We start from the raw sequence: 12,881 nt of genomic DNA on the forward strand, positions 1-12,881 counted from the left end.
TTCTGTCCAATGCTATGCGAGATTAGGCGGGTGTCTCGTAGTCGAAATTGGCCCATGTAATTGCCCCGTTGACCCTAGTAAAGCGAAGCACGTGGTTGTAAATAGTCTCCACGCTGAACTCCGGCTCTAACACGAACCACCACGTGGTGTTGTCGCGCTTAAGAGTGACCCCAAATAAGTAGTACATGGTCCGTATTTCGGCCAGCGGTTTCACCCAGGGCGTGCCCTCATACTTGCGGTAGGCCAACTGGTAGAGTTGCTCCAAGAGCGGATTAACCTCGGCGGCCAGTTCACGCACCAACGCCAGTTTGGGGGCCAGGCTTGCCGCGTCTGGGTCGCCCTCCACCGTTAACACCACCGCGTTAACCGAGGAAAAGGTATTCACGTGCCCGAACCATTCGCGGTCCTTTGCTTGATACCGAAGGTCTTCAACTTGCATTGGTTACAGTATAAGAAAACAGTGGTCTAAATTAACGAGGGATAGTTTTACTGTGCATATGAAAGGTTTCTTGTTACAGCTTCAGCGCCACCCTCAAGCTTCCATCACTTGCCGCACGGTGGTGGAGGATGGGGCATTCTTAATGCAAGTGGGACGCAAATTTTTTAGAACAACGCTAGAAGAAACCGCGCAGATACTACGCACGCCGGGGTTTGATGCGATGCCCGGTACGGAGCGATATGGGGTTATCATGAACGTCGTAAAAGCCCTTTCTTCGCTGGAGGAGGATAGTGCGGATACGACAACGAGCGAGACGAACGCAAGCAAGCCTACAACACAGAAAAGGCCCAGAACCAAGAAAGAAGGCTCTTTCTTAGCAATTACCTTGACGCCTGGCCACTACACCTACGCCCGCAAATTGCGGGGCCTTTCAGCCTATGCGTTTTACGACCTGTTGACCACCGAGCCCCTCCAGCGAAAGGACGTAGATGCTTTTTCGCAATGCTCCCTTCTGCCTCCCCACGTGACCCCAACCCTCCGCGTCCTGGCGCTCTGCCTCTCCACCAGCGCCCTGCTCTGGGCCCCCGCCTGTTCCTCCAGCAGCGACCCGACCCCGCAGAACCAAGCCACCACCGGCAGCGTGACGGGCATCTTCTCCCCGCTCCTTGCTTTAGCCAGTGTCACGGCCACGCTGGCCCTAGGCACCTACTCGTTTGCCGCCAGATGAAAAAACGCCAGAAATGAGCCAGAAAGCAGCAATGCCGGTCCTCGTTTCTGGCATTTTTGCGTTGCGTGGTACCCAGAGCCGGGACCGAACCGGCACGCCTACTGCACTTACCGAGCGGTTGGGCTCATCTGCCCCGCCGGACCGGCAGTGAATACCAGGCTCGGAGTATGAAATACTGGTCGGGTTGTTACATTGCACCCCAATACTTACCTGTTCCGGTTTGAAAAAGCCAGGTCAAGAGCGGCTTACTTCTTTTTCTGAAAAAAATAGCTGTTCAATTACCTGGTTTTTTCGCGGCCGACGGTCACCAAGCTGCGTTGGCAGCTTATTTTTTGAAGCAGTAGCTCAGCGGTAGAGCATGAAACAGCGCTGGAATTATCCATCAGGGTCAACCAGCGCTTACTTCTGGGATTTTAGGGTCGTTGGTTCGAATCCAACCTGCTTCACCCGGTGGTTTAGGTGTGGGGCACCTGGGCTACGCCTTTTGAAACAGTCGTCTAATGGCAGGACGTCGGACATCTATAGTTTTATTATTACCTAAGCCAGGTCAAGTAAGACTTACTTCTGAGCTTATTCCGAAAACGCTGGTTCGAATCCCGCCTGTTTCACACTTTTTTGCAGCTTTCCACCTGCTCCATGAATCAAGCCCTACTGCAGGTTAGCCTGCGCCAGAAAGCTGTTTACGTTCCATCCGACGCTTCAACCAGCAGCCTGCCGGAGCCCCCTACCCTGCCCGATGCCACGGCCGTGCTGGTGGCCAACCTGGCCAAATTAGGCTATGGCGTTTCGGAACCGCTGCTGCGGGCGCTGGAACATACGACACCGGACTTTCAGGCGCAACTGCTGGAGGTGGTGCGCGAGGTGATGGGCGTGAAAAAGAACTGGACGCCGCTGGTGAAAGCCTGGGGCACGCCCACCGGCGAAAGCCGGCTGGACCATGTGCTGACGTTTTTCGCCAACGTTTTTCAGGCGAAGGGCACCCTATTACCCTGTGGCCACATCATTCCGCCCGATACCTTTCCGCTGGCTCGTTACAATGGCTGCCCGTTCTGCGGCACTCCCTTCAAGTTTGCTGAGATTGAACACGTAGGGCAAGGCAGCAAGCTGAAAGTACTGGACTTGTGGACGGAGGCTGACGTAGCAAACCTGCTTCGCGATTTACTGGCTTCAAAGACAGCGCTCGATGCCACGCAGGTGGACAGCCTGCGCCGGCTGCTGGCAGAGCTGCCGCTGCCCACGGAGGTGCCCATTGCCATGAAGGAAACCCGCCTGGCTGTGGTGGACGCCTACGTGCAGCTCGGCCAGCCCGCTCAGGCGCAAGCGCTGTTCTCGACGCCGACTGATGTTCTGCGGTACTTGTGGTATCAGAAAACCGGCTTATTGCAGCTGGTGGAGCCAAAAGTCATCCGGCAGCGCCGACAGAAAAACGCCCGTAGCATCGGCTGGTCGGTGGACCGCAGCGCGCAGGCACAGGCGCAAGCCCGGGCCGACCTCAAGCTCAAATACAGCCGGCGCGAGGCCGCCATGGTGGCGAGCTGGCTGAATGCACTGCCGCAAAGCCCCGCGCAGCTCTGCGAAATCATGCACCCGAAACGGGGCATGTGGGTGCGCTTCATTCGGGCGCTGCGGCTGGCTGAATACAGCAAGCGGCCAGCGCTGGGCAAGCTGCGCGAAACGCTGGACGTGTTTTACAACCAAACGTACGAGGTATGGCAGGGGCGCGTCGACCATTTCCGGTTGCGGCTCGACGCCGACCACACTTTTGCACTGCTGAAGCAGCGGCCGGGGCTGTTTGCCCGCTCGCTGTTTGCCAACATGCTTTGGTTTGGGGCCGAGCCCGCCGTGGCGGCGTTTGCCGAAGTGCTCGACCAAGTACCGGCCCGGCTGGTGGTTACGCTGGCGATGTACGCCGAGGACTATTTCATTCCTGGCAACAAGCGCACGGTGAAGCCTCTGGGTGGCAGCAGCAAGCAAATAAAGGCTAATCAGCTGCTGAAGAACTACACGCCGGAGGAACTGCAAGCCATGCAGGCAGCAGTGGTAGACTTGTGCATGCTGGCCATGCGGCGGCGGTTTGCGGCCCTGCCTACACCGCACCGCACCATGTACATCGACCCGGCCTTGTTCAAAATTCCCCTGGCCATTGGCGACCGGAGCGACACGGTGCAGGACCTGCCGGCGGCGCTCATGGGCACCCGGTTTGCGGTGGAGGGCGAGGCAGTGCGCTTGTTTATGCAGTGGGGCGTGGGCCTATCCGCGCAGCACCTGGACATGGATTTGAGTTGCACCATTGCCTATGCCGCTAAAATGGACCATTGCTCGTTTTCCCAGCTGGTCACGACGGGCTGCAAACACAGCGGCGACATCCAGTACGTACCCAACCAGGTTGGAACGGCCGAATACATCGAGCTGGACCTGGCGGCCCTGCAGCGGGCGCAGGCGCAATACGTCACCTTCACGTGCAACGCCTACAGTGCCGGGGCGCTCAGTCCCAACCTCACGGTGGGCTGGATGAGCAGCCAGCATCCCATGCAGATAGCAGCGAGTGGCGTGGCCTACGACCCCTCGTGCGTACAGCATCAGGTGCGCGTGACGCAGAACCTGGCGAAGGGCCTGGTATTTGGGATTCTGGACGTGGCCCAGCGTGAGATTATCTGGCTGGAAATGCCTTTCCAGGGCCAACTGGTGCAAAACCTGAACCAGGCCGGCGTGCAGACGCTGCTGCGGAAGCTGGAAAGCAAGCTGACCATTGGCCAGCTATTGACCGTGAAGGCTCAAGCCCAGAACCTGGAGCTGGTAGGGCATCCGGAGGCCGACGAAACATACACCGCCGCTTGGGCGCAGAACACCGCGACAGTCACCCAACTCTTAGTCGACTAATTTCCTTCGCAGCCCGGCAGTTTCTGCTGCCGGAGCAGGGGCAGCACTGCTGAAGCGCGGGCGGCATTTAGCAACTTTGCGGGGCAATAGCAAAAGCCATTTGCGTTGGCGGAACGTGTATCCCGAAGCCTACGGGGTACAGTTCACACCGCCCTGCGAAAGGCCAGGGGGGTGTTGCCGGTGTGCTTTTTGAAGAAGCTGTTGAAGTAGGACGCCGAATCGAAGCCCAGACCGTAGCCAATGGCGGCCACGTCCCAATTGGTGTGGTGGAGCAGGGCTTTGGCTTCGCTGATAATGCGGTCGGCGATGAGGGCGGTGGTGGGCTTGCCGGTCACTTCCTTCACGGCGCGGTTCAGGTGGTTGACGTGTACCGAAAGCCGATTGGCGAAGTCCTGGGCCGTTTTCAAGGGCAGCACCTGCTCGGGGCTTTCCACCGGAAACAGGCGCTCCAGCAACTCCAGAAACAAAGAGGCAATGCGCGAGGAGGCGTTTTTGGGCTGGAAGAAGTTCTCTGCCGGCTGCATGCGCAGGGCCTCGTGGATGAGTAGTTGGATGTAGGTGCGAATCAGGTCGTTTTTGAAGACGTAGTCGGTTCGCTGCTCGGCCAACATCTTCTGGTAGATGCCAGTGATGTAAGCGGCCTGCTCGGCGGTGAGCGAAAACACAGGGGTGCCGCCGATTTTGAACAGGGGCGAGTGCTGCAGGCTGTCGGACCGGTCGCCGGCCTTGATGAACTCCTCCGTGAACAGGCAGGAATAACCCGTCATGGTAGCCGAGTGTAGCTCGGTGGAGTACGGCACGTGCGGATTGGTGAAGAGCAAGGTGGTCCCGCTCATCGCAATGGCCCGGTCGGCGTAGTGGATGGTGACCTCGCCGGTAAACAAGCCTATTTTGTAAAAGTCGCGCCGGCTGTAAGACGGCACCGGATTGACTGACGTGCCCACCTCGTAGACCTTGAAGCCCTTCAAGCGCAGCTCCTGGCTATTTATTTCGGCGCTGGTAGCTTTTACTTCGTTGTTCATGGCAGTAAGTAGTTGGCTACGAGTTGGGCTTGTTGATGCCAAGGCTTTGCCGGGCATACTGTGCTGGTGACCCGATGATTTTGGTGATGAACGTGGCCAGGCTTTTCTGCGAAATTACCGAGCCGCGCTCGGGTGTGCCCTTTGGAGTGATTTCGTAGTCTACCTCGCTGGCACTGGTAAACCAGGCTGGCCGCAGGATGGTGTAATCCAGGTCCGACGTTTCCAGCACGTCGGCAGCCGCGCGGTAGGGCTTCAGCACGGCCTTCAACGGCTGCTCGTAGATGCCGATGGAGCTGATGAAGATGACCCTTTTCACTCCGGTTTTGGTCATGGCCTGCACAATATTTCGGGCCATGCGCTCCAGGTCGCCCGCCAGGTTGGCGTACACGATGTCCTGGCCAGTGACGGCGGCTTGCAGCTGCGCGGCGTTCAGCACGTCGCCTTCGACCACGCGGGCGTTGGTGGGCTGGCGGCGCAGGCGGCGGGCGCTGCGCACAAATAGCGTGAGGTGAACCTCCTCGTTTTCGACGAGTAGCTCGATGACGTGCTGTGCAATGTTGCCACTGGCACCCAGGATAAGGACTTTTTTCATGTGATTGGAATGGGATGGCAGCGGCGACCGGCGGCCCGGCCGCCGCTGCTTTCCGCAGCCTAGCGGTTTATCATCTTCTGCTGGGCCTCGGCGTAGCGGGCACCCTGCACGGAAATCTGCGCGGCGGCTTCCTCAATTGCGCGCAGGTCGGCAGCCGACAGGTCGAGGTCGACGGCAGCCAGGTTTTCTTCCAGGCGGTGGAGCTTGGTGGTGCCAGGAATGGGCGCAATCCAGGGCTTTTGGGCTAGCAGCCAGGCCAGCGCAATCTGCGCGGGGGTGGCCTGCTTGTCCTGGGCAATGCGACCGAGCAAGTCTACCAGCGCCTGGTTGGCTTTGCGCGCCTCGGGCGAAAAGCGCGGCACGGTGTTGCGGAAATCTGACTTATCGAACTCCGTATTCTCGTCAATTTTGCCGGTCAGAAAGCCCTTGCCCAGCGGGCTGAAGGGCACAAAGCCAATGCCCAACTCTTCCAGCGCGGGCAGGATTTCCTGCTCGGGTTCGCGCCACCACAGCGAGTATTCGCTCTGCAAAGCCGCTACGGGCTGCACGGCATGAGCCCGGCGGATGGTCTGCACGCCTGCCTCCGACAGGCCAAAGTGCTTCACTTTGCCTTCCTGAATCAGCTCTTTCACTGCGCCAGCCACGTCCTCAATGGGCACGCTCGGGTCAACGCGGTGCTGGTAGAACAGGTCGATGCGGTCGGTGCGCAGGCGCTTGAGCGAGGCTTCGGCCACGGCCCTAATGTTCTCAGGCCGGCTATTCAACCCGCCTGCCGTGCCAGCCACGGCAGTGTTGAACCCGAATTTGGTGGCGATGACCACCTGGTCACGGAAAGGCTGGAGTGCCTCGCCCACCAACTCTTCGTTGGTGAACGGGCCATACACCTCCGCCGTATCGAAGAAGGTGACGCCGCGCTCTACGGCAGCCCGAATCAACTGCACCATTTCCTGCTTGTCGGCGGCCGGGCCCAGGCCAAAGCTCATGCCCATGCAGCCCAGCCCGAGGGCCGAAACTTCCAATCCACCAGAACCTAATTTTCTCGTTTTCATGATTTTTAGTTAAAGAGGTGAGGATAATAAAAGAACTAATACCCTGCCGAGCAGGTGTGGAGATTAACCAGTTTCCACTGGTCGTTTTTCCGGGTGTATACTTCCGTGTAGACCAGGTTGTAGGTACCCCGGCGGCCGTTCATGGTCACGTTGAACGTCGCTTTGCCGACCAGCACGGCGGTGCTGCCATACACCTTGGCAGAGGCTTCCCGGAACGTGATGGTGTGGTACACGAACCGCTTGGCGCGCAGTTCATCTATCCATTCCCGCTTAGAGGAAATGTGCCCGTCGAGGTGCACAAAGACCAATTCATCGTCGAATAAATCGGCCACAGCATCAATATTGCCCGTGGTTTTCCAACGAAACTTATCGCTGGACAGCATTAGGATTTCTTGGTCCGTGGCGATGGGAGAAGGCGCTTGCATGGCGGCTAGTCGTGGATTTTCATGCTGCCAATCCACTGCACAATAGTCGGGTCGCGGTGGTCGAAGAAGGCACTGGCCCTGGTGTCGAGCGTGGCAATGGCAGCCATATCCCCAGCGCTCAACTCAAAATCGAAGATGTTGAAGTTCTCCACGATGCGCTCCCGGCGCACCGACTTGGGAATGGCCACCACGCCGCGCTGCACCAGCCAGCGCAGCACGACCTGCGCGATGCTCTTGTGGTATTTCGCGCCGATTTCACCCAGCAACTCGTTGTGAAACAAGTTATTTCGGCCTTCAGCAAACGGCCCCCACGATTCAATCTGCACCTTGTTTTCCTGCATGAACTGCTGCGCGTCAAGCTGCTGGTGGAAGGGATGGGTTTCGACCTGGTTCACGGCCGGCACCACTTGGTTGTGCGCCATGAGGTCGATTAGCCGGTCGGGGTAGAAGTTGCTGACGCCAATGGCCCTAATGCGGCCGGCGTGGTAGAGCTCTTCCATGGCCCGCCACGCGCCGTGCACGTCGCCGAAGGGCTGATGAATCAGGTACAGGTCCAGGTAATCCAGTCCCAGCTTCCGGAGCGAGGTTTCAAACGCCTGCTTGGCACCCTCGTAGCTGGCGTCCTGCACCCACAGCTTGGTGGTAATAAACAGCTCTTCGCGCGCCACGCCGCTGCGTTTTATGGCGTGCCCCACCGCTTCTTCGTTGCCATAGGCTGCGGCCGTATCAATCAGCCGGTAACCGGCCCGGATGGCTTCGTACACGCTGTTTTCGCACTCGGCCGCATCCGTTACCTGGTACACGCCGAAACCTAGCAGGGGCATTTTCACCCCATTATTCAATTCAACTGCTTGCATGACTTGTTTTCCGTTTACTGTTTTTGGTTGTGTATCGTCGTAGCACGGACGACAGCGTCCGCGCTACTGCATGCGAACTACCTATCGATTCCGAAACCGCTCTAGCACGGTGGTAGAGATGCTCTGGCAAGCGCAACATGACGTTCTGGGAAATCCATTGATTATTCCGGCATGCTCAGCAGGCCAACATCGAGCCGCTCGCCCTGCACCTGGATGCCAGCCAACTGACGGTCAATCTCTGGCAGGTCGGCGGTGGTCATCTCCAGGTCTACGGCTTTTAGGTTATCGTCGAGGTATTCGATTTTGTTCATGCCTGGGCGGTGTCGGAGAAGGTGATGCCGCGCTCCATGGCGACGCGAATCATGCGGATGCCTTTGGCCTGGTCGGCGGTCAGGCCCAGGCCGAAGCGCAGGCCCATGCAGCCCATGCCGAGGGCCAAAACTTCGAGGCCGCCAGTGCCGAGTTTTCTCGTTTTCATTGCAATTACTAATTAAAAGTCAACTGATTACCAATTGCAAATGGGCGGCAGTTGCTCTCGTGCTGGACAGGCAAGGTATCGGGAGAGCAGCCGCGCCAAGGCTCATTTGCAGAACAAAGGTCCGGCGGCTAGCAGCGGCTGGAAATCACGAATCAAACCAATAATGTAAAAATTCAAACAAGTGGCAAGGCGTATTGAATACCCCCTTTTGTCCTGGTTTCAGTTCTCTCAACTTTTTTACTGGTGCACGACTACTCCGCAGCTTGGGTTAGCTAACGCCTCAAACAAAAAGCCCTGGCTGTGGCCAGGGCTTTTGCTGTTGAACTAAATTAATCAGGCTACTCTACTACTAGCCGCCGGACCACCTTAGCAGCGCCCGTACGCACCAATAGGGTGTACATGCCACTAGGTAATCCGTTTAAATCCAGCACAATGGGGACTTCGGTCATCGCCTGGCTGATGTTCCGCACCTGCACAATGCGTCCCAGCGCATCGGTGAGAGTCAGCGTCGCATTCTCAGCTCTGGTATTGGCAGGCATCAGGACCGTAACTGTGTTATGGGCGGGATTTGGGTAGAGGCTCATTCCTGCCGCTAAGGCCGCCGTGTTTGCCGCCAATGGCGCGGCGCCCGGATTAAAGGCAACAAAGAACCGCCCGGCAAAACCAGCGGCCGCCTGTGCGGCAGTTACAGGGAAAGTATAGCCAGCGGCGGGAAGGCTGCGCAGGTCCAGGCGCTGCCCCGTCAGATTATCGAGCAACTCGACCTGCATAGTGGCGGGCAGGTTGAGCAAGCCTGCTACCCGCAGATGGTAGGTACCAGGGGCGGGCACCGCCACAGCGAGTGGGATGGTTATGGAGGAAGTACCTAGCACCGGCCGGCCATCAATGGCAAGTTCCTCGCCAGTGGTGGCCACGGCTGCCAGGTTCAGCCCTGTGGAATTATGGAGCTTCACGGCGTCGAACTGAGCATCCATGCCCGCCGTTGCTCCAGCTTGCATATACAGTACTAGCCCGTCTACGAGGCCACTGGTGCCGGCCAGCGCCAACTGCAACTGTGGCCGGGTATCGGCAGCACCCCGACGGAAGGTGGAGGGGGCAGCCTGAGTAAGGCGCTGGCTGTTGCGGAAGGTAAGGGTGCCGCTGGTCTGGCCGGCGCTCACGCGCACGAAAAAGCCCTGGCTGCTGGCCACCATTGGGTCGCCCACCCCGTTAACGTAGCTGCGGTAAGTACCGCTGTAGGAAGCAGTACTTTCGAAAACGTACATGGCCGCATCCAGATTGGTGCGGTCAGCAGGCGCTACCAAGCTGTAGTCGAGCGGCGCCGGGTATGGGTTGCCCACCAACTGCCAACCAGCCTCCGGGCCCCCGCCACGCACTAACGGCACTGAATAGTTACCCGAGTTCAGCGCACCCACGAAGTCGACGGTTTCCGAAGCAGGCAGGTGCACACTATAACCTATTCCTGGCACGGTGGCATTAGGCTGGCTGCTGGCATCGACGGGCGAAAACCAGCCTTTGTCAAAAGTGGGGACATTATTACTTGTGGTGGCCAATCGACTCTGGTTGTATCCATATACCGTAGGAAAAGGGGTGACCATAAGTGGCGTGGAGGAGGAATTATACGCCGGGTTGAAGACGGGTGCAAAGCCGGGGGTGGCCAGGTCAGCCAGCGTATTGCCGGTCACAGGCGAGCTGTAATGACGGTAGCCCGGACCGTTGTTCACACTCGGGTCGATGTAGCGCTGCACCGTGACGGGACCAAGTACCTGTCCGCCCGAATTTGCGACCAGCGCTGTACCAACTGCATCCGACATCAGCACCAACGGCTTATTGTTTTGTGCAAACGCATTGGCGGCATCCATATCACCCGTCAGTGTCAGCGTACCGTGGAGCCGCATCGAAACCCGGTACAGCTGTACCCCGGCTGGTCCTACATACACGTTGTCGAAATGATATTGGGCACCGTTGCGGGCATCTATTTTCTGGCGGTTCGCCCCCACGAAGCGAAGCACCCCGTTGCGCAGCCCCACAGATTGCGCCATCACCGCGTTAGGGTCATCGCCGCGCACGACCAGCGCCAATCCGGCTTGCCCATCGCCTTCCGGCACGTCGCCATAGAGGCTCAGGCTGGAATTGTCGGCGATGGTGACCACGCCGGTGCCAAACAGGCCGAGAATGCCTACTACCTGATTGCCTGATACCAGGGGATTACGAACTGCTGTGGGAATCAGGGCCCGTTCGGTGATGGTGGGCAACGAGCCGCCCTGCCAATTGCTGGGGGTAGCCCAGTCTGTGCTCACGGCACCCGTCCAAGTTGATATCACTGTAAAAACCTGCGGGCTGGTAGCCATGCCGCCGGGAGTGGATACACTAAAGAGGCCGGTGCGGGCTCCTCCTGGCACGATAACGCCCGTAATCTGCGTACCAGCCGCATTCACCGTAAAGCCACTGGTTACAACCGAATTGGTGGTACCAGTAAACGTAATGCTGGTGGCGCCCGTCAGGTTAGTGCCCGTGATAGTGATGTTGTCGCCAGCAGTTCCCATGTTTTGCGCGGCGGTGTTTGTGTTAAGGCTGGTGGTAATGGTGGGCACAGGAGTATCCGTCAGCTTTGCCAAAAAGATGTCGCCACCGTTTTGTGCAACAGGCAGTATGGTACTACCCAGCGTCAGTCCGCTACCGTTGTACTCGCCGGCTATGTATACAGCACCGGAAAAATGAGCGTTCAGATATCTATGCCCGAGATTGGCGTTGGCACCACCAAAGCCTACGGCCCATTGCCAGATACCCGCACTCGTGATTCGACTCACGTAGCCGGATACGGAAGCAGAAGATGTAAGCGTGGTTGCGCCGAACGTAGCTGAACCCGATAAATCGCCTGATACTATGGCACCGGTGCTACTATCGTTGCAAGCTAATGCACCATTACCAGCATAAGAAATTGCTTTTGCCCATTGGAACCTACTGGTGTAGGGATTAAAAGCGGCAATAAAATTCCCGTCGGGCGAACTAACGCCATTGGCGCTGGCACTGCCTGAGTATCCGGTAATGTACACATTATCGGCCCCATCAATAGCTACTTTGCCTCCTGTAGGCCCGTTGTTAAAGAAGTCATTAACAAAATTACTGGCATGCGTCCAGCTTCCTCCACTGGCCGCCGCTAGAAACACGTCGCGGTTGCCCCCGGCGTTAGTGGTTCCGCCGCCGGGCAAGAGGGTCAGCGCAGAACCAGTAGCGCGGGGGAAGGATACTGAGGACCCGGAAATGATGCCAGTAATCCAGACAGTTCCATACTTCACCGTCATATCGGATAGATACCGGGGAATGCCGTTAAGCAGTTCGTGTGTGGTAGTTGTGACGGTAGCCCAGGTCCAACCACCCGCACCGGGGTTGCAGGCGGCCACTACGTACTCCAAAGCCGCGTTGGAACCGGTAGGTACAGTCACGGTTTGGCTGCCAAAAGCTACGGTTCCGGGGCCGAACAAGCCCGCTACGTAGACGGTGCCGCTAGCATCCGTGCGGAGCAGCATCGATTGCATAGCACGGCTCGAAAACGTGGCAATCACCCCTGTTTGCCACGCACCACTCTCGCTTAAAAAAGCCCGGTAGAGGGTTTGTCCAGTAGCTGGTGCTGTAAGCACCGTTGTACCAAACGTAACGGTGGAGTCATTGGGCAGCCAGCCGGCTACGTAGTAGCCGCCCGTCGTAGGCTGCACATCCTCTACTGTTATGGCGTAATTGAGGTTGGTATTCGCGCGGGCAAGTCTGACGGGTTGGGACCATACGACCGCGCCGTTTGCATCGAACTTCGTTATAAAAGTACCGGCATTGGGGACAAAACTTTGCTTCAATTCGGCTACTACTGTTCCTCCATTGGGGTCGTTGGAATAAGTTATGTCGCGCACATACTCCGGGCTACCAAAGGACCTTTGTACCCCCCACTGCCATACCTGGCCATGGGCTGGCGCTACCAAAGCAGCGCTTATCGCTATAAACAGCAGGCAAAGCTGCCAGCACGCTACGCCCATCCCTCTGAAAGCGAGGAAAACTTTACTCATAACAAATTGAATTAAGAAAAGATGATAGTAGGCTACGAAAGAACCCGGGCGGCAAAGCTAGCACTATGCTAATTTAAGCCCCCACTGACCAGCGAAACTTTTACCTCCTTAACTCTTCCATTGGATTGTAAATGACTGCCCCGCCCAACCTTGGCGCTGCTCGCGCTGGGCGGCAACCAGTGGGCGGCCGGCTGCCACAAGGTAGCGCCCCGGCAACCTGGGCCGCGAACGTTGGTGCAGCACGTGTAATCGCATCTCGCATCCTCGAAGTAAGAAAAAGCACCACGCGGGAGATGGTGCTGGGCTTTCCTATTCAGCAGCTCACCGAATGCTGCTCTGCATCTGCATCATGGG

11 protein-coding genes and 2 tRNA genes are annotated in these 12,881 nt (G+C 57.9%); 4 read left to right on the plus strand and 9 right to left on the minus strand.

Translation table 11 applies throughout. From position 1 onward, the window contains the following. Positions 1-22: 22 nt before the first annotated feature. Positions 23-439, minus strand: coding sequence for a hypothetical protein (locus J4E00_RS02445; protein ID WP_208173415.1), 417 nt, complete (start codon positions 437-439; stop codon positions 23-25). A 523-nt stretch (positions 440-962) separates the two neighbouring features. Here J4E00_RS02445 and J4E00_RS02450 point away from each other — a divergent pair. From J4E00_RS02450 to J4E00_RS02465, 4 genes are all read left to right on the plus strand, one after another. Next, positions 963-1,166 carry a hypothetical protein gene (locus tag J4E00_RS02450; protein WP_208173416.1) on the plus strand — a complete coding sequence of 68 codons (204 nt, stop codon included), beginning with the start codon at positions 963-965 and terminating at the stop codon, positions 1,164-1,166. A gap of 334 nt (positions 1,167-1,500) precedes the next feature. Further along, positions 1,501-1,612 (plus strand) — tRNA-OTHER (locus J4E00_RS02455). Between the two features lie 40 nt (positions 1,613-1,652). Beyond that, positions 1,653-1,774: transfer RNA gene (locus tag J4E00_RS02460), tRNA-OTHER, on the plus strand. Between the two features lie 28 nt (positions 1,775-1,802). Then, the gene (locus J4E00_RS02465) at positions 1,803-4,046 is read left to right on the plus strand and encodes a hypothetical protein (RefSeq protein WP_208173417.1); all 2,244 of its coding nucleotides are present in this window, start codon (positions 1,803-1,805) and stop codon (positions 4,044-4,046) included. A 143-nt stretch (positions 4,047-4,189) separates the two neighbouring features. On the opposite strand, the gene J4E00_RS02470 is transcribed toward J4E00_RS02465, so the two are convergent. From J4E00_RS02470 to J4E00_RS29930, 8 genes are all read right to left on the minus strand, one after another. Further along, positions 4,190-5,068 (minus strand): helix-turn-helix domain-containing protein, encoded by an 879-nt coding sequence (locus tag J4E00_RS02470; protein WP_208173418.1) that lies wholly within the window; start codon positions 5,066-5,068, stop codon positions 4,190-4,192. A 16-nt stretch (positions 5,069-5,084) separates the two neighbouring features. After that, on the minus strand, positions 5,085-5,660 hold the full coding sequence (locus J4E00_RS02475) for an NAD(P)H-binding protein (RefSeq protein WP_208173419.1): 576 nt from the start codon (positions 5,658-5,660) through the stop codon (positions 5,085-5,087). A 59-nt stretch (positions 5,661-5,719) separates the two neighbouring features. After that, positions 5,720-6,709: an aldo/keto reductase gene (locus J4E00_RS02480; protein ID WP_208173420.1), complete on the minus strand. Its 990-nt coding sequence runs from the start codon at positions 6,707-6,709 to the stop codon at positions 5,720-5,722. 35 nt (positions 6,710-6,744) lie between these two features. Further along, entirely contained in the window at positions 6,745-7,134 is a 390-nt protein-coding gene (locus J4E00_RS02485) for a nuclear transport factor 2 family protein (RefSeq protein ID WP_208173421.1), read from the minus strand. Between the two features lie 5 nt (positions 7,135-7,139). Continuing rightward, positions 7,140-7,991, minus strand: a complete 852-nt coding sequence (locus tag J4E00_RS02490; RefSeq protein WP_208173422.1) for an aldo/keto reductase — start codon at positions 7,989-7,991, stop codon at positions 7,140-7,142. Between the two features lie 161 nt (positions 7,992-8,152). Further along, positions 8,153-8,302, minus strand: coding sequence for a hypothetical protein (locus J4E00_RS02495; RefSeq protein WP_208173423.1), 150 nt, complete (start codon positions 8,300-8,302; stop codon positions 8,153-8,155). Beyond that, positions 8,299-8,469 (minus strand): hypothetical protein, encoded by a 171-nt coding sequence (locus J4E00_RS02500; RefSeq protein ID WP_208173424.1) that lies wholly within the window; start codon positions 8,467-8,469, stop codon positions 8,299-8,301. Before J4E00_RS02500 ends, J4E00_RS02495 begins: the two co-directional genes overlap by 4 nt. 338 nt (positions 8,470-8,807) lie before the next feature. Then, entirely contained in the window at positions 8,808-12,374 is a 3,567-nt protein-coding gene (locus J4E00_RS29930; RefSeq protein ID WP_208173425.1) for a T9SS type A sorting domain-containing protein, read from the minus strand. Positions 12,375-12,881: the final 507 nt, after the last annotated feature.

The sequence above is a fragment of the Hymenobacter negativus genome (assembly GCF_017571495.1).
Lineage (GTDB): Bacteria > Bacteroidota > Bacteroidia > Cytophagales > Hymenobacteraceae > Hymenobacter > Hymenobacter negativus.

Bases quoted from the DNA above. Each gene is read 5' to 3' on its own strand.
- J4E00_RS02445 (WP_208173415.1), bottom strand. From the start codon at position 439: ATGCAAGTTGAAGACCTTCGGTATCAAGCAAAGGACCGCGAATGGTTC.
- J4E00_RS02465 (WP_208173417.1), top strand. From the start codon at position 1,803: ATGAATCAAGCCCTACTGCAGGTTAGCCTGCGCCAGAAAGCTGTTTAC.
- J4E00_RS02470 (WP_208173418.1), bottom strand. From the start codon at position 5,068: ATGAACAACGAAGTAAAAGCTACCAGCGCCGAAATAAATAGCCAGGAG.
- J4E00_RS02475 (WP_208173419.1), bottom strand. From the start codon at position 5,660: ATGAAAAAAGTCCTTATCCTGGGTGCCAGTGGCAACATTGCACAGCAC.
- J4E00_RS02480 (WP_208173420.1), bottom strand. From the start codon at position 6,709: ATGAAAACGAGAAAATTAGGTTCTGGTGGATTGGAAGTTTCGGCCCTC.
- J4E00_RS02485 (WP_208173421.1), bottom strand. From the start codon at position 7,134: ATGCAAGCGCCTTCTCCCATCGCCACGGACCAAGAAATCCTAATGCTG.
- J4E00_RS02490 (WP_208173422.1), bottom strand. From the start codon at position 7,991: ATGCAAGCAGTTGAATTGAATAATGGGGTGAAAATGCCCCTGCTAGGT.
- J4E00_RS02495 (WP_208173423.1), bottom strand. From the start codon at position 8,302: ATGAACAAAATCGAATACCTCGACGATAACCTAAAAGCCGTAGACCTG.
- J4E00_RS02500 (WP_208173424.1), bottom strand. From the start codon at position 8,469: ATGAAAACGAGAAAACTCGGCACTGGCGGCCTCGAAGTTTTGGCCCTC.